Below are 18,788 nucleotides of genomic sequence, written 5' to 3' on the forward strand. Positions count from 1 at the left end.
TCTTCTCAGGCGAGGTCGGCGGCGAGTGCCCGCGCGCCGGCGACGGCGAGCGCGACGGCGGTGAGCGTCGGGTTGCAGGCGGTGGCGGTCGGGATGACGCCGTTGCCCGCGACGTGCAGTCCGCGGACGCCCCAGACGCGGGAGTCCGGATGGCACACCGAGGTGCCGTCGTCGGCGGGTCCCATTCGGACAGTGCCCTGGTAGTGCAGGGACGCGCCGGGCGGGAAGGTGAGCGGTTCGGGGTCCAGGACGTCGCCGAGCGCGTGCGCGGCTTCGACGATCGCCTCCCGGGCGGCGCGCAGGTTGTCGTGGTCCCGGGCGGTGAGCGTGTAGTGGATGCGGAGCGCGGGCAGGCCGTGGTGGTCGGTCTCGGTGTCGCTGAACGCGACGCGGTCGCCGGCCTGCAGGTCCTTGGCACAGAACCAGCCCAGCCCGACGATCGAGCCGGGCGCCGGTGGGTCGCCCTCGATCGGCACCGGTGAGGCGTCGAGCTGCATGACCTGGCCGTGGAAGGGGTGGTCGTCGGTGAACGGCACCCAGGACACGCCGCTCTGCGCGGTGATCCCGCCGTCCGACGGCCCGGCTGCGGGAGCGGCGGGCACGTCCCGCAGGCGCACGGCGAGGACCACCTGCGGCTGGTCGTTGAGGTAGCGGCCCAGCGCCGGTGGCCGGACGCCGGAGGCGTGCAGCAGCTGCGGGGTGCGCAGGCTGTCCGCGGCCACGACGACGGACGAGGCGGCGACCTCGTGGTCGGCGCCGGTGGTCAGGTCGCGCACGCTCACCCCGCGCACGGCGCCGTCGCGCAGCAGCACCCGCGTGACGACGGATTCGTCGAACAGGCCGAAGTTCGCGTTGGTGCGGGTGACCTCGCCGAACACGACGTCAGAGCCGGACCACACGAGCCGCCCGTCGGCGGTGCGGCGCACCGCCAGCGGCATCGGCTGCACCCGGCGGTCCTCCGCGCGCCCGGCCTCCAGCGCGGCGCCGAGCCGGGCCCGGACCTCGCTGGCCAGCGGCGCGCCGGCCAGCACCTTCGCCGACACGCCCAGCAGCCGTTCGGCCTCGGTGAGCAGGCGGTCCATCTCGGGCACGAACGGGATGCGCTCGCTGTCGCCCGGTCGCGGGCACGCGCCGGTCCAGTGCGCGGCCATGCCGCCGGCGTTGCTCGACATCGCCGCGGCGGGTCGTGGCTGCGCGACCACTACGACGCGCCGGTGTGGGTGGACAACGACGCGAACCTGATGGCGTTCGGCGAGTGGACCCGGGGCGTGCCGCGCGACGGCCGGGACCTGTTGTTCCTCAAGGTGGGCACTGGTGTGGGCGCCGGGCTGATCGTGCGTGGCCGGGTGCTGCGGGGCCAGCAGGGCGCGGCCGGCGACATCGGGCACATGCACATCACGGACGATCCGGAGGCCCGGTGCCGGTGCGGCCGCACCGGGTGCCTGGAGGCGGTCGCGAGCGGGTGGGCCCTGCTGCGCCGGGCCACCCAGCAGGCTTCGGAGAGCCCGCTGCTGTCGCGGGTGTTGCGCGAGCGGGGCGAGATCAAGGGCGGCGACCTCGGCGAGGCGGTGCGCGCGAAGGACCCGTTCGCGGTGCGGCTGGTGGACGAGGCCTCCGAGGTGATCGCCGGGGTGACGGCCAACCTGCTCAACTTCTGCAACCCGGGAGTGCTCGTGGTCGGCGGCGGCGTCCTGCGCACCGGGACGCGGTTCCTGGACCAGCTGTCGCGCACGGTGCTGGAGCGGTGCACCGACCTGGTGCGCCGGGACCTCACGATCCGCCCCGCGTCGCTGGACCACCTCGAAGGCGTCACCGGCGCGGGCCTGCTGGCGGCGGAAAACCTGCTCGCCCCGGCCGCCCTGAGCCGTTGGATCGACCGCGGGACACCGCTCGGCCAGGCCGCCCTGCTGCAGCGGTTCTCGGCCGATCTGGCCTGACGGCACGGGCCAGCGACGCACCCGGAGCCACTGTGGCATCGGGTAGCGAGGCAGGTCGGCGGCCGCGGGGCTCGCACCGGCCTGCCCCGGACCGGGAGCGGAGCAGGCCCCCTGGGCGCGTCAGCTGGCCGCCGAGCCGTCGATGTCGATGATGTGCTTGCCACGCACGCCGCCCGCTTCCACCGCGCGGTGGGCTTCGGCGATGGCGGACAGCGGGTGCACGCCGTCGACGACCGGTCGCAGCTCTCCGCTCTCGGCGAGCCGGGCGGCCTCGGCGAACAGTTCCCGCTTCGGGTTGCCGCTGAAGAACCGCACCCGGCGGGAGCCGTGCACCACCGACCCGGCGATGTAGGCCAGCGAGCGCGCGATGTGCTTGCGGTCGAAGGAGATCGCCACCATCCTGCCCGTGGGCGTCAGCAGCCGGCGGAACGCGGCGAGCTCGGTGCCCACGGTGTCGAACACGACGTCGAACGAACCGAGGTCGGCCGGGCCCGCGGTCGTGTAACTGACCACCTCGTCAGCACCGAGGCCGCGCACGAAATCCAGGTTGGACGGTCCGGCCAGCCCGGTGACGTGCGCGCCCATCGCCTTGCCGACCTGCACGGCCAGGCTGCCGGTGCCCCCGCTGGCCCCGCGCACCAGGAGGCGCTCGCCGCGGGCGAGGTGCGCCTTGTCGCGCAGGCCGATGATCGGCACGACCGCCACCACCAGCGACGCCGCTTCGACCGGGGTGAGGCCGGCCGGAGCGCGCGACACGCGATCCGGATCGACAGTGAGGTACTCGGCCGCCGCCCCGCTCCGCGAGTCGACCTCGGCGGTGCGCGGGAGCACACCCCACACGCGATCACCCGCCCGGAGACCGGAGTCACCGGAGCCGGGGTCGGCGACCTCGCCCACGAAGTCGAGCCCGATCCCCTTGGGAAAGCGCTTACCCGTCAGCAGGCGCAGCTGCCCGGCTCGGGCGCTGAGCTCGCCGCCGTTCACGCTGGTCGCCTGCACCCGCACCAGGATCTGACCCGGCCGCGGCTGCGGGACCGCGACCTTGCCCTCGTACAGCACGTCCGGCGGCCCGTAGCGGTCGTACTGCGCCGCGCGCATCATCGACATGTCTTCTGTCCTTTCACGACGTTCTTCATCGGTTTTCGGGTGGGCGCCGCGGCCAGCCGACTGCCCGTTCGACCGTCTCGGCCACGGTGAGCAGCTGGGTGTCGGCGAACTTCCGGCCGACGAGCATGACGCCGGCGGGCAGTCCATCGGCGAGACCGAGCGGGAGGGTGATCGCGGGATGGCCGGTGATGTTCGTGGGCGCCGTGTTGCCGACCAGGCTCCAGGCCCGGAGCGCCCGGTCGGCGGGGTCGAGGCCGGGTGCCACCGGGTGGGCCACCACGGGCACGGTCGGCATGGCGAGCACATCGACCCCGGCGAGCGCCTTCTCGTACCCGGTGGTGATCAGGCGGCGCAGGTTCGCCGCCCGCGCGTAGCGGCTGCCGCCGCCCTCGCGTTCCGCTCCGCTGCCCATGATCAGCATGAGTTTGAGCGTCGGCGCCATGCTGTCGCCCGCCTTCTCGAATCCTCGCCGAAGGGCCTCTGCCAGCTCCGGCCAGTAGCGGCCGCCCGCGCCGAACAACGCCCCGCCGCCGCGCATCTGCCCGGCGAAACTCTCCGGGAACATGTTGAACGCGATCGGCGCGCACAACCGGTGCTCGGGCACCGAGACCGGCTCCACCGACGCACCCAGCTCGCGCAGCCGGGCGAGCGAGGCGTCGAACGCCCGGCCGACTTCCGGCGACACCCCGCCCGCCGGATCCAGTCCCTCGGCCAGCACCCCGACGCGCAGACCGTCCAGGGACGCCGGTGCCGACTCGACCGCCGCCACGGCGTCGAGCCGGGGCAGCTGCGCGGGCTGTCGCGGGTCGGGGTCTTCGTCGTCGGTCCCGGCAAGCACCTGCAGCACGGCCGCGACGTCCGCCGTGGTGCGCGCGAGCGGGCCGACGTGGTCGAGCAGCGGTTCCCCGCCGAGCACCCCGGAGTGCGGCACCAGACCGTGCGTGGGCTTGAGACCGACGAGCCCGCACCAGGCCGCCGGGATGCGCACCGACCCGCCGGAGTCCGCGCCGAGCGCGACGTCGACACCGTCGTAGTACAGGGCCGCCGCCGACCCGCCGGACGACCCGCCCGCGGTCCGCGTGGTGTCCCACGGGTTCAGGGTCGGGCCGTAGTAGCTCGAGTCGCCACCGGGGGCGACCCCCATCTCGTCCATGTTCGTGATGGCGCAGATGTGCCCGCCCGCGTCGAGCAGGCGGCGGACCACGGTGCTGTCCCGGTCGGGCACGAACCCCTGCAACAGCGCCGACCCCGCCGTCATCGGGACACCGGCCACCGCCACGCAGTCCTTGACCGCGACGCCGACGCCGGACAGCAACCCGCGCGCGCCCGGCTTGCGCACCGAGACCCAGCGCACGACCGCGTTGTACGGGTCCCGGCCGGCGTCGGTGTCGTCGTGCACGACGCGATCGGCCTCCGCCACCGGCGGCGGGTCCGCCAGCAGGTCGTCCATCGCGGCGATGACCGGTGCCAGGTGAGCGATCGCGGGCAGGACGCCGGCCGCACCGGAGCGCGAGATCCCCCACGAGGAGGCCAGGTCGTAGAACTCGTCCTCGCTGATGGCGTGCGACATGCGCACCCCTTTCGGTCTTCGGTGGACCTCGGCCTGGTCAGCCGAGGGGCATGAATCGTTGAGCCACCCATCCCCGGTCGAAGGGCGTGAACGAGTCGACGGTCAGGACGAGCTCGCTGATCCGCCACCCCGCCGGGGTCAGTTCGTGCTGCTCGCGGTACCGGCCCATGTGCCACGCGGCCGTCCCGTTGATCGTCAGGGGCTGCCAGAGGTACCAGGTGGACCTCGCACTGGCCAGGTCGTCGGCCACTTCGATGTCGCCGCTGACGATGTAGTGCAGTGACCACTCGAGCCTGGCCGCGACGTCGGCGAAGTGCGTGCGCAGCTCCGCGTGACCCGCGTGCCGGCCGAGCAGGTCACCCCCGTCCCACACGCACTCCGGGGTGAACAGCTCGTCGATGCGGTCGGGCGGAAAACCGCCGTCGCAGAAGCGGACGTAAGCCATCTGCAGGGCCCGGATGTCGTCCAGGGCCTCCAGGCGCGCCACCCGGGCCTCGAGTGGCGCGCTCAGCGGTTCGGTCATCCCGCCTCATCGACCTTCACGACGTTCGTCAGCTCGCCGCCCTCGGTTTCGGCGTCGATCACCGTCGCGCGGTACTCGCCGGTTTCCGGGTCGAGGGCGTAGAAGGTGGTCGGGTAGGACGCGGGCAGTTCGACCGCGATGACCTCGAAATCGGACGAGGCGTCCAGTTCGCGGTGCCGGTTGCGCGGCGGCTGGTAGAAGGCGGTGCCTGCCTCCAGGCGGACTTTGCCGACTCCCTCGAACTCGAAGAGGGCCCATCCCTTGACGATGTAGTTGAAGTGCACGTTGAGGTGGTGCATGTGCCAGGGCGCGCCCTGCCACTTGTACTCCGGGTTCGCCTTGATGACGAACGCGTTGGCCAGACCCCCGCTGTACTTCGCGACGGCAGGCAGCGGCCGCAGATCCGCGGCCGGGAAGCCCGCGATCGGCTTGAAGCTGTCCGCTTCCAGGGGCATGAACATGTCCGGCTTGGCGAGCGTCGCCTCCGGCGGTGCGGGCGGCAACGGGACCTCGGGCACGGTTTCGGCGGTGGGGTTCTCTGCGGTCGTCGACATCGATTGACTCCCTGCTGTAATCAGTGGTGACTGTGCGCAATATAGAGTACGATTTCGTTCTCTTGTTGCTACAGTAGCCTGGTCGCGGCCGCTCGGCAAGGCGGCGACGAACCACACGAGGAGCGAGATGCCACCGCATCCGGAGCACGCCGTCGAGCCGACCACCACGGACCCCCGCCGCGGGCCGCGGCGCCGCGGGGAGGCCCTCGAGCACGCGATACTCACCGCGACCGTGGAGGAGCTGAGCGAGGTCGGCTACCCGGCGCTGACCGTCGACCGGGTGGCGGCCAGAGCCAGGACCAGCAAGGCCGCGATCTACCGCCGGTGGCCTGGGCTGCCGCAACTGGTGGTCGACGCCTGCGCACGGCACCGGATGACCGACTTCGCGGTGCCGGACACCGGCACCTACCGCGACGACGTCCTCGCGGTCCTGCGGGAGATGGCGACGCGGATCGCCGGGCCCTTCGGCAGTGCCATCCGCACCGTGGTCAGCGAGATCGCGCGCAACCCCGAGTTCGCGGCACTGGCCAGGGCCCAGCTCGACGTCGCCGAACAGATCATGACGACTTTGCTGGAACGCGGCATCGAACGCGGCGAGATCGACCCGGGTGTGCGCGGCACCCGCCGGGTGACCGTCGCGACCGACCTGATCATCAAACATCTGCTGCTGGCGCCGAGCGAGGACATCGACGCCGTCATCGTCGACATCGTCGACGACATCCACCTGCCGCTCGTGCTCAAGAACACCGGCGCCGCTGACGAGCGCGGAGCGTGACCGGGGCAATGTCCACAATGGCCGGCCGAGACGGTCGCGCCGGGCAACGGTCAGCGTGGTCGGGCGAGCCTGGCGAGTTTCGGTGCCGATATCGGGAAGTTCACTGCCGCGGCGGTGCCGAACCCGGCGTTTCGACCGCTCGCGGGCCACGTGAGCAGCGCACTCCGATCCTCGAGGGAGCCGTCGACCACGGTGGGTTCGCCGCTGGGCGGCAGCGTTCCGGCGATTCGGATGCGCAGCCCGAACATCTCCGTCCAGAAAATCGGCGCGGTGCCACCGAGCCGGGCGTCCGGCTCGCGGCCGAGCAGAGTCGCAGCCGCGATCGTGGCCTGGGTCAGCGCGTTCCACCAGTGCGGGCTGCGCGTGAATCGGCCGTCGGCGCCGGGAAGGCTGATGACATCGCCGGCGGCGACGATGTCCGGCGCTGCCCGGCAGCAGGGGTCGACCACGACTCCCCCGGCCAGGACGAGGCCGCTGTCCCGCAGCCACTCCGTGTTGGGCAGATCGCCGACCGCGGTGACGACGAGGCCGGCCTCGGCGAGAACCGTTCCGTCCGCCGACACCAAGCGGCCGTCCTCGATCCGCACCCCCGCCGGGGAGGTGCGGATCTTCACGCCCGTTTCGGCCGCGGCCGTCCGGCACAGGTCCGACAACAGCGCGCCGAGGCGACCGGCCAGAGGGGTGACCTGGTCGACGACCGTCACCGATTTGCCGAGAGTCGCGGCGGTCGACGCGATCTCCATCCCGAGGAAGCCGCCACCCGCCACGGCCAGGTCGTCGGCATTACGGAGACGGTCCCGGAGCCGGAGCGCGTCGTCGAGCGTCCGCAGCGTGATCTCATCGGCGTGCGGCGACAGCCGGCGCGCCCGGGCACCGGTCGCGATGACCAGTCCGTCATAGCCGATGGTGTCGCCGTCGCTCAGCAAGACCCGCTTGCGGCCGATGTCGAGACCGGCTGCCGTCAGGCCGGTGAGCAGGTCGAGATCATCCGCGCCGGCGAGAAAAACGCTGCTGTCGGGCTCGGCGCCACCGAGCACCCCCTTCGACAACGGCGGCCGGCTGTAGGGCGCGTGCGGTTCGTCACCGATCACGGTGATGACACCGTCGAAGGAGAACCGGCGCAGCGCCGCTGCCGTCGCCCACCCGGCCTGCGATGCCCCGACCACCACGATCCGGCGAAGCCCTGTCATCAGACCTCCCGCCCTCGTCAGGCTCGCCCACGGACGACGGCGTTGTAGTCCGCGACTTTGGTGATGGTCCTGCCGCCGTCGCCGAAATCGAGGAGGACCCGGTAGAGCATTCGGACCCGGTTGTCCGCCCACAGCCCCTGGACCGGCTCGATGCGGAAGAAGAGCTGCTGTCCCTGGTCCGGCAATTCAACATGGGCGTAGAGGGCCGTTTCTCCCGCCCACGGGAACTGCTCCATGCTGATCTCCGCGATCCGCTGGATCTCGGCCGGATCTGTGACCAGGGTGGCGATCCCCTGGATCTGCAACGACCGGGTCTCCTGCCGCGCCGCATAGCCTTCAGGGGGAAGATGGCACACGGAATAGCTGACGTTCGGGTTCTGCCGCAGTTGCGTGCTTTTCCGGGTGTGGCGGAAGGTGTGCATGTAGACGAGGAGTCCGTCGCCGGCGATGTGCATGGCCGAGGCCGAGGGGCGGCCTTCGGAATCGATCGTGGCGAGAGTCGCGACCTCTTCGGTGCGCAACAGTTCGGTGATCGCCTCACGGATCTCTGCCACGCTCGGATCGGACTTGGGCATCGTTGCCTCCTGATGGCCTTATCGCGACGAGAGTTTCAGGGCGGTGACCGGGCAGCTGAGCACGGCGGCGTGCACCGCGGCCTTGTCGGGCTCCGGCACCTCCTCGGCCTTGACCGTCAGCTCACCCTCGTCATCGACCGAGAAGAACTCAGGGGCGACGGCCTCGCACATGGCATGTCCTTCACAGCGGTTCCGATCGACCTCGATCCTCATCGGGCTTCCCCTCCGTCGAGCCGGACCGGTACCGATTCGACCCTCCGAGTCAGGACTCCTTCGCATTTGACCCACGTGGCGTCCGGCGCGAGCCGCATGCCGGGAAACACGTCCATGAGTGCCTCGATCGCCACCCGGGCTTCGATCCGAGCCAGCGGCGAACCGATGCACGCGTGGATTCCCTTGCCGAACGCGAGGTGCGCCGCGGCGTCGGGCCGGTCGGCGCGATACGCACGCGAATCGTCACCCCATCGCTCCTCGTCATGGTTGGCGGACTGGAGGTTCAGGTAGACCTTCTTGCCCGCAGGAATGGGACACCCGGCGAGAGTCACGTCTTCCACCGCCGTGCGAACCATGAACTGGGCCGGTGAGTCCACACGCAATGACTCCTCGATGGCGTTCGGCAACAGCGATCGATCAGCGACGACCGCCTCCCACTGACTGCGATCGTCGAGCAGCCGGTACACGCAATTGGTGATCAACGCGCGAGTGGTGTCGGTCGCGGCGACGACGAGCTGGAAGACGTGGCACACGACCTCGGGCGTCGACATCTCCGCTTCACCGGGTTCGGCGAAGCACAGGTTGTCCAGCACATCCTCGTGCCGGTCCTCGGGACGAGCTCGCCGCTCCTCCACCAGTTGCGCCAGGAATCCCATCAGCGAAGCGAACTCCGGGAGCTCGTGCGAGGGCCCGGGAATGACACGAACGATGGCGTCGGACCACGTCTGGACCTCACGCCACGCGGGCTCGGGAATTCCGATCAGCGCGTACACGACGGCTGACGGGATGAAGTGCACGTAATCCGCGTACAGATCGACCCGGCCCGACGCAGGCAGCGCGTCGACAGCTGTGCGGACGATGTTTTCGACCTTGGGTGTGAGCCTCCGAAGGCGCACCGGCGCCAAGCTCTTCAGCAACCTGCTTCGCAGGAGCGTGTGGCCCGGCGGGTCCGCCATGGTCACGACGGTGAACGGTAGCCGCACATCCTCGGGCCCGACCGAGAAGTTGCCGCGATTGGAGAAGTTCTCGGTGTCGTCGAACACCGCCCGGACCACGTCGTCGGTGTTCGCCGCGTAGAGGTGATCGCTCACCTTGCCGACCGGGCATCCCGTCCGGGACGCCCGCATGAATTCGTCGGGCGCAGCGATGTGCCGCGGATTCAGCGGGTCGAAGAATTCAGCCGAGTCGACAGGAGTGGTCATGGCGAAGATCTGCCTTTCACGCTGGGCCACCTCGATGTAGCGCCATGCGGAACAGTAGACCGCATCACGCGACATCAATGCAAGCAACAGAAGACCCGGGAGCCGCTCAGCCGGATCTGGGATCATGCCGGTATGGCAATCGACCCCACCGCGGAACCCGACGCGCTGGACCTGTCGACGACGCCCGGGCACCTCATCCGCCGTGCTCAGCAAGTGCACACCGCCTACTGGGCCGAAGAGCTGGACGGCCTGCTCACCGGACCGCAGTACGCCGTGGTCGTGTCGCTGGCCGGCTGGCCCGGCATCAGCCAAACCCGCCTCGGCGAACTGGCCTCGCTGGACAAGAACACGGCGGCCGGGATCCTGACCCGGCTGGAGCGCCGTGGCTGGGTGGAGCGGGTCCGTGACCCCGGCGACGCCAGGCGTCGCGTGCTGCGTCTCACCGGCAGTGTGCGAACACGGTTGCGGACGATCACCCCGGCCGCGACGCGGGTGCAGGAGCGCCTGCTCGGCCCGTTGCCACCCGGAGAGCGACAAGCGTTCGTGTCCCGGCTCGCCCGAGTGGCGTTTCAGCAGCGGAGGGTGACGGGCTACGAACCGGAATCGGCGACAGGTCCCGTCCTGTCGTTGCCGACCGCGCCCGGCTACCTGATCCGGCGCGGCGAACGCGTTCACGGTGAGCTCTGGACCGCCGAGGTGGGCGGTGAGCTGACGGCGCCGCAGTACGCGTTGCTGGTCGCCGTGCTGCGCGGCGGCGAGGTGGACCAGCGTCAGGCCGGCGAGCTCGCCTCGCTGGACAAGTCGAGCACCGCGGACGTCGTCTCCCGGCTCGAGCGGCGGGGCTTGGTGCGCCGGTACCGCGACAGCGCCGACGGCCGCCGCTGGCTGCTGGAGCTGACCAGTGCGGCACGGGACACGCTCGGCCACATCACGCCCGCGGTCGCGCGGGTGCAGGAGCGCCTCCTCGAGCCGTTGCCGGCCGCGGAATGGCACACGTTCACGCGACAGCTCGCCCGCGTGGCCTACCAGGGCACGCCACCGACGCTCTCCCCCAGCGCACCACCGTTGCGCACGCTCGCCCGGTGACGCCGGCGGAACCGGCCCGTTGACGGGACCTCCGATGCTCCGTACTCTCCCTATTTAGTACGTACACGGAGCACATGCGCCGGAAGGGGTACGCATGACAAGGACGTCGGGGTCGAGCAGGCGTGCCGCTGTCTCCAGCCTCATCGGCACGACCATCGAGTGGTACGACTTCTTCATCTACGGCAACGCGGCGGCACTCGTGTTCGGCCCGCAGTTCTTCCCCAGGACCTCCACCCTGGCGGCGACCTTGGCGGCGTACGGCACGTTCGCGGTCGGGTTCCTGGCCCGCCCGCTCGGCGGGATCGTCATGGGCCACTTCGGCGACCGGGTCGGCCGCAAGCGGCTGCTCGTGCTGTCGCTGCTGCTGATGGGGTTCGCCACGTGCGCGATCGGCCTGCTGCCCACCTACGCCGCGATCGGCGTGTGGGCGCCCGCGCTCCTGGTCCTCCTGCGCCTGGCGCAAGGTTTCGGCGTGGGCGGCGAATGGGGCGCGGCGGTGCTGATGTCGGTCGAGCACGCCCCCGCCGGCAGACGTGGCCTGTTCGGCGCGTTTCCGCAGATGGGTCTGCCCGCGGGGGTGATCCTGTCCAACGGGGTGTTCCTGGCGGTCAGCGCGTCGATGTCGCGGGAGTCGTTCCTCGCCTGGGGATGGCGGGTGCCGTTCCTGCTGTCCGCGGTGTTGATCGTGGCAGGCCTGACCATCCGCCTGAAGCTCGCCGAGTCGCCGGAGTTCACGAGTGTCCGTGCGCGGAACGCGGTGGTGCGCAGTCCACTCCGGACGGTGCTGCGCACGCACCCGAAGGCTCTGTTCCTGTGCAGCGGCGCGTCGATCGCCGCGCCCGCGCTGGGGTACCTGGTGCTGATCTACCTGCTGTCCTACGGGACGGCGACGTTACACCTGAGCTCGGGGACGATGTTGTCCATCGTGCTGGCGGGCAGTGTGGTGTGGCTGGTGGCGATCGGGGTGTCGGCGGCCCTGTCGGACCGCTACGGCCGCAAGCGCGTGTTCCTGGCCGGCGCCGGGCTGACCGTGGTGTGGGCCGTCCCGCTCTTCCTGCTCGTCGACACGGCTTCGGTACCGCTCATGGTGCTCGCCGTCGTGATCGGCTGTACCGGCATCGCCGTGATGGCCGGGCCGCAGGCTGCGCTGGTGGCGGACTCGTTCACGGCGGAGGTGCGCTACAGCGGCTCGTCCATCGCCTATCAGGTGGGCTCGGTGCTCGGCGGGGCGCTCGCACCCATCGTCGCGACCGCCCTGGTGGCCGGTACCGGCACCTCACTGTCGGTCTCCCTGTTCATGGCCGCACTGGGACTGGTGAGCCTGGTCTCGATGGCGGCCCTCGCCGAACCGAAACCAACGACCGTCAAGGCCGCCACGGCGGTCAGGGAGGCACCATGACGACAACGAGGTTCCGCTCCACGGAAGCGAATGTCGACGATCTTTACCACGAACTGGCCGAGCACGAACTGCAGCCGCTCTGGGAGCTCAAGGGCCTGCTGACCCGGGAACCCGCGGTGGCGGGGACACCGTTCCGCTGGCAGGGTGACGACCTGCGCAAGCTCGCCGAACGCGCCGGCGAGCTCGTACCGGTCGACCGGGGCGGCGACCGGCGGGTGCTGGCCTGCTGCAATCCGGGGCTGGCCGGCGCGCCGTACGCGGTGTCCACCCTGTGGGCCGCGGTGCAGTACCTGCGCGGACATGAGATGGCGCCGGCACACCGTCACAGCCCGGCCGCGCTGCGGTTCATCACCGAAGGCGAAGGCGTGTTCACCCTCGTCGACGGCGACCCGTTGCCGATGGGCAAGGGCGATCTGGTCCTCACCCCGAGCTGGACGTTCCACGAGCACCACAACCCGGGCGACGCGCCGATGATGTGGATGGACGTGCTCGATCTGCCCGTCGTCGCCGCGCTCGACGCGGTGTTCTTCGAGGAGGGCCCCAGCGAGGAGGCCGACACGGCGACCGCCCCGGCGTCGGCGTCCGAACGCTGGTTCGGCGGCGGCCCCGGCCTCGTCCCGGCAGGCCGTGAGACGCCGCCGTCGCACTCGCCGTTGCTGGCCTACCGGTGGGCCGACACCGACCGGGCGCTCACCGCCCAGCTCGACGTGTCCGGCGGGAACTCGGCCACGCTCCGGTACTCCGACCCCGTCCGCGGCGGCGATGTGATGCCCACGATGCGCTGCGAGATCCAGCGGATCGAGGCGGGCGCGAGCACTACGGCGTTCCGGCAGACCGGGGGGCGCGTCGCGTGCGTGCTGCACGGCACCGGCCGGGCCCGTGTCGGCGAGCGCGTGTTCGACATCGCGCCAGGCGACATCATCGCGGTCCCGTCGTGGTCACGCTGGCAACTCCTCGCCACCAGCCGGCTGGACGTGTTCAGCGTGAGCGATGCACCGGTGCTCGAGGCACTGGGCCTGTTCCGGACGAGTGAGGCATGACCGTGACCGGAAGAATTCCGCTCCTCGTCGTCGGCGGCGGTATCGGCGGGCTGGCCACGGCGCTGGCGATCGCTCGCACCGGGCGTCCGGTGCACGTGCTCGAGCAGGCGCCCGAGTTCGCCGAGATCGGCGCCGGGCTCCAGGTGGGGGCCAACGCGACCCGGGCGATGAGCAGGCTGGGGATATTCGACGACGTCCGCGAGGTGTCCGTGTTCCCGCGAGCGGGGGTGCTGATGGACGCGGTCACCGGGGAACGTCTCACCGCCCTCGACACCGGCCCGTCTTACGTGGAGCGCTACGGCCACCCTTACCTCGTGATGCACCGCAGCGACCTGCTCGACATCCTGCTCAAGCACTGCACCGGGACCGGCCTGGTGACGCTGGAGAACGACAAAACCGTGGTGCACGCCGAGGTCCACGCCGGCGGCGCTACCGTCGGGTGCGCCGACGGCACAACCTACACCTGCGACGCGCTCATCGCCGCCGACGGCCTGCACTCCCGGCTGCGCCGGATGATCCGGGACGACAAACCCGTGTGCAGCGGGTACGCCGCCTGCCGGGGCACTGTCCCCATCGGGCAGGTCGCCGACGTCGACGCCGACGACGTGGTGATCTGGATCGGACCGGGCATGCACCTCGTGCAGTACCCCGTCCGGCGCGGCGAGCTGTACAACCAGGTCGCCGTGTTCCACAGCCCGCGACTGTCCGCCGGCGGCTCGGAATGGGGCGGCCCCGGCGAGCTCGACGCCGCCTTCGCGCAGGCATGTGCCCCGGTGCGGAGGTCCGTCTCCCTGGTCAACCGTGACCGGCATTGGCCGATGTTCGACCGTGAGCCCCTCGATCGGTTCGTCCACGAGCGGCTGGCGCTCATGGGCGACGCCGCGCACCCGATGCTCCAGTACCTCGGCCAGGGAGCTTGCCAGGCGCTCGAGGACGCGGTCGAGCTGGCCCGGCAGCTCGACCGGCACGACGTCGACACCGCGTTCGCCGGCTACGAGCGGCGCAGGCTGCCCCGCGCGACCCGCTGCCAGCGCACGGCCCGGCCGTGGGGCGAGATCTGGCACACCGCGGACCCCCTGACCCGGGCCGTGCGCAACCGCATGTTCCAGCTCCGAGCACCCAATGACTACACCGACGTCGACTGGCTCTACGCCGACCCGGAAGGACGAGCATGAAGCTACTCAGCTTTGTCACCAGCGAAGGTACGCCCCGAGTGGGTGCGCTCACCCAGGCCGGGATCGCCGACTTGAGCACACTCGTGCCCGGCCGGAACGGGCTCAGTCCGATGAGGACGCTCCTGGCCACGACCGATCACGCCGGGATCCGCGGTGCCGCCACTGACGCTCCGGTGCTCGCCCCGGAGTCGGTGACCCTGCTGCCGCCGGTACCCGACCCGAGCAAGATCGTCGCCGCGCCCGTGAACTACCTCGACCACAAGGAGGAGATGAGCCAGGCGGTCCACATCAGCTCGCTCGGCGTGTTCCTCAAGGCGCCCTCGTCGCTCACCCAGCCGAGCGGGACGGTACGGCTGCCCTACCACGACCGGCGCTTCGATCAGGAAGGCGAGCTCGCGGTCGTCATCGGCCGTACCGCCTCACACGTGCCGGAGGACCGCGCCGCCGACCACATATCCGGGTACACCTGTCTGCTGGACATGACCATGCGCGGTGGTGAGGACCGCTCCACGCGCAAGTCGTTCGACACCTTCACCCCGATGGGGCCGTACCTCGTCACCCCGGACGAAGTGGGCCCTGTCGAGGATCTGGAGCTGCGCTGCTGGGTCAACGGCCGGCTCCGGCAGCGCGCGGCCCTGACGGATCTGATCTGGAACGTGCCGCGGCTGATCGCCTACATCTCCTCGGTCATGGAACTCCACCCCGGCGACGTCATCGCGACCGGAACCCCGGCCGGCGTCGGCGAGGTCCACGACGGCGACCACGTCGCGGTCGAGATCACGCGCGTCGGGCGGCTCGAGGTCGGCGTGTCCAGTGCCGGCGCGATCAGCTCGCCCACGCTCGGGGCCGATCGCGGCCCGAAACCGCCCGCCGAGGTGACTCCGGTCCGCTGATGCCCGCCCTCGGCGCGCCCGGCGGCGATGCGGCCGAGACACGACGGCGACGACCTACACGATGGCGTCCGTCAGGTCGGCGGCCACGCGCAACGTGGAGCGCGACACCCGGTCGATCCACCCCTGGTCGGCCCTGGACCGGGGCCCGGTCACCACCACCGCCGCGCGGGTGCGCCCCTGCCGGTCCTTGACCGCCACCGCGACGCCGCAGACGTCCTTTTCGTTCTCGCCGTCGTTGACGGCGTAACCGCGACGCCGCACTTGCTCCAGCTCTGCCCGGAGCGCACCCAGCGAGGTGATCGACCGCTCGGTGGGGGCACTCAGCGTCGCACCGGCGTAGCGCGCGGTCAGCTCGTCCTCCGTGAGCTGGGCGAGCATCGCCTTGCCCGCCGCGGTGGCGTGCGCGGGGAAAGTCCAGCCCACCCTGGCGCCGGTCTTCACGACCTGCGCGCTCTCGACACCCTCGACGTACAGCACCTCACTGCCGCGCAGGGTCGCCAGGTGGACGGTCTCACCCGTTTCGTCGCGAAGCCGCACGAGCGCCTGGTAAGCACGTGCGCGCACGTCCATGTTCTGGACCACGGCCAGCCCGATGTCCACCAACGCCGGCCCGGCCCGGTACCCGCGCGAGTGCTCGTCCTGCACCACGAAACGGTGATGACCGAGGGTGGTCAGCATCCGGTGCACGGTGGAGCGGGACAGCCCCATCTCCCTGCTCACCTGATTGACCCGGAGCAGCTCACGGTCCTCGAAGAGCCGGAGAAGCCGAAGCACGTTGTCGACAGCCCCGATGAGACCGGGAGGACGTGCAGCGGGTTCAGGATCCACGCAGAGCAGGCTATCGCGAGGATGACAACCCTTGAATACACCGTGGGGTCGTCGCATAATACGGGCAACTGTTCCGCATCGTGACACCTCCGTTCACTCAGAACCGGGTCATCCGGAACTTCACCAGGTGACCGAACACGAAGACCGAGGACATGACCCACACTGCAGATCATCAGGGACCGGCTGATCCGGCGAGACTGCGCGACGAAGTGGCAGCCGCCAGCCGGGCCCTCGCCGTCGCCGGGCTGACAGACATGGTTTGGGGACACGCCTCCGTGCGTGATCCCGCCGGCCGCGGGGTATGGATGAAGGCCTCCGGCTGGGGTTTCGAAGAGGTTGACGCCGAGCGGGTAGTCCTGGTCGCCCCGACCGGCGAGGTCCTCGACGGAGCGGGGAAACGGCACATCGAGTACCCGATCCACACCGAGATCATGGCGATGCGCCCCGACGTCGGCTGCGTCGTCCACACGCACGCCCCGGCACTCGCGGCGTTCGCCTCTCTCGACGAACCGCTGCGGGCGATCTCCCACGACGGGGTTCCGTTCGCGAAGCTGCCGCGGTTCACCCGGACCGGCGCTCTCGTCGCCAGCGGGGATCTCGGCCGCGCGCTGGCCGACACGCTGGGCGACGCCAACGGCGCACTGATGCCGCACCACGGCGCCGTCACGGCGGGCCCGGACGCGCCCACCGCGGTGATGTACGCCGTCCTGCTCGAACGAGCGTGCCGCACCCAGCTCATGGCCATGGCGGCCGGCGGTCCACGGACCTGGTCGGACGAGGCCGAGGTCGCGTTCAAGAACGAGCAGATCTGGAACCCCGGCCAGCTCAGTGCCGGCTACGACTACCTCGTCCGGACAGCACCGGGCGACAGGATCGCACCGAGAGGAACAACCCTGTGAAGATCGTCGAAATGGACCCGTCCACCACGTTCCGCCAACAGCTCGCGAGCGCCGATTCCCACCCGGTCGTCCTGATCAACCGGTTCTCCGTCCCACCCGAGTTCGAACCCGATTTCCTGGAGCTGTGGCAGAAAGACGCCGCGTTCATGCTCGACCACGGTTGCCTCGGGGCGCAGATGCACAAGGGAACCGAAGGCAGCACCAGCTTCGTGAACATCGCCCTCTGGGAGAACGCCCAGGCCATCGCGAAAGCGTTCGCCTCGGAGGAGTTCCAGAGCCTCATCGCGCGCTACCCCGACACGTGCACGATCTCGCCACACCTGTTCACCCGCATCGCCGTGCCCGGCGTCTGCGTCGCCTGACCGGGTTCGAGCACCACGTCACGTCAGCTTCCGAGCGGTCCGCGCCCGAGTCGCCCCCGGGCGCGGACCGCTCGTGCCCGGCAGGGGATCACCGGCCTGTCACGACCGGATGTCCGCGTTCTTGCTCTCCCGGGCGAACAGCACGATCACCAGGCCGCTCACCACGCACAGGCCGGCCAGGAAGAACATGATCCCCACGACCGAACCGCCTCCGGCGACGGCCAGCGACGACACGATCAGCGGGGTGGTCCCGGCGCCGAGCACGCTGGCGGACTGGTACCCGAGCGACACGCCGGTGTACCGGACGCGCGCCGGGAACTGTTCGCTGATGAAAGCGGCCACCGGCCCGAACGCCACGCTCTGGCACAGCGCCAGCGCCAGCACGAGACCGGCCAGGACGAGGAAGAAGCGGCCGGAGGCGAGCAGCACGAACACCGGGTGGACCAGGACGATCATCGCCACCAGCCCGGCGAGCATGACCGGCCGCCGGCCGTGACGGTCCGACAGCCAGGCCGCACCCAGGATCCCGGCGATGGCCAGCGCCTGGGAGATCGCGAACGCGAGCAGCGCTTCCGACCTCGACAATCCGTGTGCCACGGAATAGGTGATGCCATAGGTGGCGAACACGGCCTGGATCGCGAACCCGGCGAGGCACGTCAGGCAGACCACGATGACGGCACGGGGCCGGCGCAGGACTTCAACCAAGGGGAAACGGCGGCCTGGGGCCTGGCTCCGCGACGCCGCCTCGAATGCCGGGCTTTCGGCGACCTTCACCCGCACGAACAGCCCGACCGCGAGCAGCAAGGCCGAGCACAGGAACGGAATCCGCCACCCCCACGCGAGGAAGTCGTCCTTGGGCAGCAGCCCGGCGAGCGCGAGCGCGACAGCTCCCAGCACCGTTCCCGTGGGGGCACCGGCCATGGTGAACGAGGCAGCCATACCGCGGCGATCTCCGCGGGCGTGCTCGGCCGACAGCAGCGCCGCGCCGCCCCACTCCCCGCCGATGGCGACCCCCTGAACCACCCGCAGCAGCACGAGCAGCAGCGGCCCCCACACCGGGATCGCGGGCACCACACCGATGAGGGTGGAGGCCACTCCCATCGCGGTCATCGAGACGACGAGCATCCTCTTGCGACCGAGAAGATCCCCGAAGTGCCCGAACACCAAGCCGCCGAGCGGGCGGGCGACGAACCCGGCTGCCAGGGTCCCGTACGAAGCGACCGTCGCGACGAGCGGGTCCAGCCCGGCGAAGAACACCGGTCCGAACACCACGGAGGAGGCTGTCGCGTAGAGGGCGAAGTCGTAGTACTCGATCGTGCTGCCGAGATAACTCGACAGCACGGCTCGTCGTTCGACGGCGACGTCTTCGTGAACCCGCTGGTTCGTGGTCTCGTCCGCAAGCGCCATTGCCGCAGACTCCTTTCCGGTGGGCAGGGTGGGGCACGGGGACGGCACGGTGA

Annotated in this window: 20 protein-coding genes; 9 read left to right on the forward strand and 11 right to left on the reverse strand. The window is 70.7% G+C overall.

Annotated elements, in window-relative coordinates; translation table 11 throughout:
- Positions 1–5: 5 nt before the first annotated feature.
- Complete coding sequence (locus ABZ215_RS07145) at positions 6–1,172, reverse strand: GMC family oxidoreductase (protein WP_354948388.1); 1,167 nt, start codon at positions 1,170–1,172, stop codon at positions 6–8.
- On the opposite strand from ABZ215_RS07145, the gene ABZ215_RS07150 reads away from it, so the two are divergent.
- The gene (locus tag ABZ215_RS07150; RefSeq protein ID WP_354948390.1) at positions 1,140–1,937 is read left to right on the forward strand and encodes an ROK family protein; all 798 of its coding nucleotides are present in this window, start codon (positions 1,140–1,142) and stop codon (positions 1,935–1,937) included. The genes ABZ215_RS07145 and ABZ215_RS07150 overlap by 33 nt on opposite strands.
- Positions 1,938–2,057: 120 nt before the next feature.
- Here ABZ215_RS07150 and ABZ215_RS07155 read toward each other — a convergent pair whose 3' ends face one another.
- The 4 genes from ABZ215_RS07155 to ABZ215_RS07170 are packed head-to-tail and all read right to left on the reverse strand — an operon-like array spanning position 2,058 to position 5,691.
- The gene (locus tag ABZ215_RS07155; RefSeq protein ID WP_354948392.1) at positions 2,058–3,044 is read right to left on the reverse strand and encodes an NAD(P)-dependent alcohol dehydrogenase; all 987 of its coding nucleotides are present in this window, start codon (positions 3,042–3,044) and stop codon (positions 2,058–2,060) included.
- A 25-nt stretch (positions 3,045–3,069) separates the two neighbouring features.
- A complete protein-coding gene (locus tag ABZ215_RS07160; RefSeq protein ID WP_354948394.1) occupies positions 3,070–4,614 on the reverse strand; it encodes an amidase family protein in 1,545 nt (514 codons plus the stop codon).
- 37 nt (positions 4,615–4,651) lie between these two features.
- Complete coding sequence (locus tag ABZ215_RS07165) at positions 4,652–5,137, reverse strand: nuclear transport factor 2 family protein (protein ID WP_354948396.1); 486 nt, start codon at positions 5,135–5,137, stop codon at positions 4,652–4,654.
- A complete protein-coding gene (locus ABZ215_RS07170) occupies positions 5,134–5,691 on the reverse strand; it encodes a hypothetical protein (RefSeq protein ID WP_354948398.1) in 558 nt (185 codons plus the stop codon). The genes ABZ215_RS07165 and ABZ215_RS07170 overlap by 4 nt, the downstream gene beginning before the upstream one ends.
- Before the next feature lie 127 nt (positions 5,692–5,818).
- Here ABZ215_RS07170 and ABZ215_RS07175 point away from each other — a divergent pair, with 127 nt between their 5' ends.
- The gene (locus tag ABZ215_RS07175; RefSeq protein ID WP_354948400.1) at positions 5,819–6,466 is read left to right on the forward strand and encodes a TetR/AcrR family transcriptional regulator; all 648 of its coding nucleotides are present in this window, start codon (positions 5,819–5,821) and stop codon (positions 6,464–6,466) included.
- Between the two features lie 50 nt (positions 6,467–6,516).
- On the opposite strand, the gene ABZ215_RS07180 is transcribed toward ABZ215_RS07175, so the two are convergent.
- From ABZ215_RS07180 to ABZ215_RS07195, 4 genes are read right to left on the reverse strand one after another with little or no spacing between them, the layout of a single operon-like run.
- Positions 6,517–7,656 carry an FAD-dependent oxidoreductase gene (locus ABZ215_RS07180; RefSeq protein WP_354948402.1) on the reverse strand — a complete coding sequence of 380 codons (1,140 nt, stop codon included), beginning with the start codon at positions 7,654–7,656 and terminating at the stop codon, positions 6,517–6,519.
- A 17-nt stretch (positions 7,657–7,673) separates the two neighbouring features.
- Positions 7,674–8,231, reverse strand: a complete 558-nt coding sequence (locus ABZ215_RS07185; RefSeq protein ID WP_354948404.1) for a pyridoxamine 5'-phosphate oxidase family protein — start codon at positions 8,229–8,231, stop codon at positions 7,674–7,676.
- 18 nt (positions 8,232–8,249) lie between these two features.
- On the reverse strand, positions 8,250–8,510 hold the full coding sequence (locus tag ABZ215_RS07190; protein WP_354948406.1) for a ferredoxin: 261 nt from the start codon (positions 8,508–8,510) through the stop codon (positions 8,250–8,252).
- Positions 8,441–9,772: a cytochrome P450 gene (locus ABZ215_RS07195; protein ID WP_354948408.1), complete on the reverse strand. Its 1,332-nt coding sequence runs from the start codon at positions 9,770–9,772 to the stop codon at positions 8,441–8,443. The genes ABZ215_RS07190 and ABZ215_RS07195 overlap by 70 nt, the downstream gene beginning before the upstream one ends.
- A 6-nt stretch (positions 9,773–9,778) precedes the next feature.
- Here ABZ215_RS07195 and ABZ215_RS07200 point away from each other — a divergent pair, with 6 nt between their 5' ends.
- The 5 genes from ABZ215_RS07200 to ABZ215_RS07220 all read left to right on the forward strand — a co-directional run bounded on the left by ABZ215_RS07200 (position 9,779) and on the right by ABZ215_RS07220 (position 15,239).
- Positions 9,779–10,732, forward strand: a complete 954-nt coding sequence (locus ABZ215_RS07200; protein ID WP_354948410.1) for a MarR family winged helix-turn-helix transcriptional regulator — start codon at positions 9,779–9,781, stop codon at positions 10,730–10,732.
- Between the two features lie 94 nt (positions 10,733–10,826).
- Positions 10,827–12,131: an MFS transporter gene (locus ABZ215_RS07205; protein ID WP_354948412.1), complete on the forward strand. Its 1,305-nt coding sequence runs from the start codon at positions 10,827–10,829 to the stop codon at positions 12,129–12,131.
- Entirely contained in the window at positions 12,128–13,171 is a 1,044-nt protein-coding gene (locus ABZ215_RS07210; protein WP_354948414.1) for a cupin domain-containing protein, read from the forward strand. The genes ABZ215_RS07205 and ABZ215_RS07210 overlap by 4 nt, the downstream gene beginning before the upstream one ends.
- Positions 13,168–14,346, forward strand: coding sequence for an FAD-dependent monooxygenase (locus tag ABZ215_RS07215; RefSeq protein ID WP_354708463.1), 1,179 nt, complete (start codon positions 13,168–13,170; stop codon positions 14,344–14,346). Before ABZ215_RS07210 ends, ABZ215_RS07215 begins: the two co-directional genes overlap by 4 nt.
- Before the next feature lie 110 nt (positions 14,347–14,456).
- Positions 14,457–15,239, forward strand: coding sequence for a fumarylacetoacetate hydrolase family protein (locus ABZ215_RS07220; RefSeq protein ID WP_354948416.1), 783 nt, complete (start codon positions 14,457–14,459; stop codon positions 15,237–15,239).
- Positions 15,240–15,293: 54 nt separating this feature from the next.
- On the opposite strand, the gene ABZ215_RS07225 is transcribed toward ABZ215_RS07220, so the two are convergent.
- Positions 15,294–16,124, reverse strand: coding sequence for an IclR family transcriptional regulator (locus ABZ215_RS07225; RefSeq protein WP_354948418.1), 831 nt, complete (start codon positions 16,122–16,124; stop codon positions 15,294–15,296).
- A 95-nt stretch (positions 16,125–16,219) separates the two neighbouring features.
- Between ABZ215_RS07225 and ABZ215_RS07230 the strand changes: the two genes are divergently transcribed.
- Both ABZ215_RS07230 and ABZ215_RS07235 read left to right on the forward strand, forming a co-directional pair.
- Positions 16,220–16,966, forward strand: a complete 747-nt coding sequence (locus ABZ215_RS07230; protein ID WP_354948420.1) for a class II aldolase/adducin family protein — start codon at positions 16,220–16,222, stop codon at positions 16,964–16,966.
- Positions 16,963–17,328 carry an antibiotic biosynthesis monooxygenase family protein gene (locus ABZ215_RS07235; RefSeq protein ID WP_020415805.1) on the forward strand — a complete coding sequence of 122 codons (366 nt, stop codon included), beginning with the start codon at positions 16,963–16,965 and terminating at the stop codon, positions 17,326–17,328. The genes ABZ215_RS07230 and ABZ215_RS07235 overlap by 4 nt, the downstream gene beginning before the upstream one ends.
- 99 nt (positions 17,329–17,427) lie before the next feature.
- On the opposite strand, the gene ABZ215_RS07240 is transcribed toward ABZ215_RS07235, so the two are convergent.
- Positions 17,428–18,735, reverse strand: a complete 1,308-nt coding sequence (locus ABZ215_RS07240) for an MFS transporter (RefSeq protein WP_354948422.1) — start codon at positions 18,733–18,735, stop codon at positions 17,428–17,430.
- Between the last annotated feature and the right edge of the window lie 53 nt (positions 18,736–18,788).

Origin of the sequence: Amycolatopsis sp. NPDC006131 (genome assembly GCF_040614175.1) — a bacterium.
Classification (GTDB): Bacteria; Actinomycetota; Actinomycetes; order Mycobacteriales; family Pseudonocardiaceae; genus Amycolatopsis_E; species Amycolatopsis_E tucumanensis.

What these genes read in the sequence shown, in the direction of transcription:
- ABZ215_RS07170 (WP_354948398.1), bottom strand. Translation starts at nt 5,691, where the DNA reads ATGTCGACGACCGCAGAGAACCCCACCGCCGAAACCGTGCCCGAGGTC.
- ABZ215_RS07155 (WP_354948392.1), bottom strand. Translation starts at nt 3,044, where the DNA reads ATGTCGATGATGCGCGCGGCGCAGTACGACCGCTACGGGCCGCCGGAC.
- ABZ215_RS07145 (WP_354948388.1), bottom strand. Translation starts at nt 1,172, where the DNA reads ATGTCGAGCAACGCCGGCGGCATGGCCGCGCACTGGACCGGCGCGTGC.
- ABZ215_RS07200 (WP_354948410.1), top strand. Translation starts at nt 9,779, where the DNA reads ATGGCAATCGACCCCACCGCGGAACCCGACGCGCTGGACCTGTCGACG.
- ABZ215_RS07185 (WP_354948404.1), bottom strand. Translation starts at nt 8,231, where the DNA reads ATGCCCAAGTCCGATCCGAGCGTGGCAGAGATCCGTGAGGCGATCACC.
- ABZ215_RS07220 (WP_354948416.1), top strand. Translation starts at nt 14,457, where the DNA reads ATGAGGACGCTCCTGGCCACGACCGATCACGCCGGGATCCGCGGTGCC.
- ABZ215_RS07215 (WP_354708463.1), top strand. Translation starts at nt 13,168, where the DNA reads ATGACCGTGACCGGAAGAATTCCGCTCCTCGTCGTCGGCGGCGGTATC.
- ABZ215_RS07160 (WP_354948394.1), bottom strand. Translation starts at nt 4,614, where the DNA reads ATGTCGCACGCCATCAGCGAGGACGAGTTCTACGACCTGGCCTCCTCG.
- ABZ215_RS07195 (WP_354948408.1), bottom strand. Translation starts at nt 9,772, where the DNA reads ATGATCCCAGATCCGGCTGAGCGGCTCCCGGGTCTTCTGTTGCTTGCA.
- ABZ215_RS07225 (WP_354948418.1), bottom strand. Translation starts at nt 16,124, where the DNA reads ATGCGACGACCCCACGGTGTATTCAAGGGTTGTCATCCTCGCGATAGC.
- ABZ215_RS07230 (WP_354948420.1), top strand. Translation starts at nt 16,220, where the DNA reads ATGACCCACACTGCAGATCATCAGGGACCGGCTGATCCGGCGAGACTG.
- ABZ215_RS07240 (WP_354948422.1), bottom strand. Translation starts at nt 18,735, where the DNA reads ATGGCGCTTGCGGACGAGACCACGAACCAGCGGGTTCACGAAGACGTC.
- ABZ215_RS07175 (WP_354948400.1), top strand. Translation starts at nt 5,819, where the DNA reads ATGCCACCGCATCCGGAGCACGCCGTCGAGCCGACCACCACGGACCCC.
- ABZ215_RS07205 (WP_354948412.1), top strand. Translation starts at nt 10,827, where the DNA reads ATGACAAGGACGTCGGGGTCGAGCAGGCGTGCCGCTGTCTCCAGCCTC.
- ABZ215_RS07180 (WP_354948402.1), bottom strand. Translation starts at nt 7,656, where the DNA reads ATGACAGGGCTTCGCCGGATCGTGGTGGTCGGGGCATCGCAGGCCGGG.
- ABZ215_RS07190 (WP_354948406.1), bottom strand. Translation starts at nt 8,510, where the DNA reads ATGCGAAGGAGTCCTGACTCGGAGGGTCGAATCGGTACCGGTCCGGCT.
- ABZ215_RS07210 (WP_354948414.1), top strand. Translation starts at nt 12,128, where the DNA reads ATGACGACAACGAGGTTCCGCTCCACGGAAGCGAATGTCGACGATCTT.
- ABZ215_RS07165 (WP_354948396.1), bottom strand. Translation starts at nt 5,137, where the DNA reads ATGACCGAACCGCTGAGCGCGCCACTCGAGGCCCGGGTGGCGCGCCTG.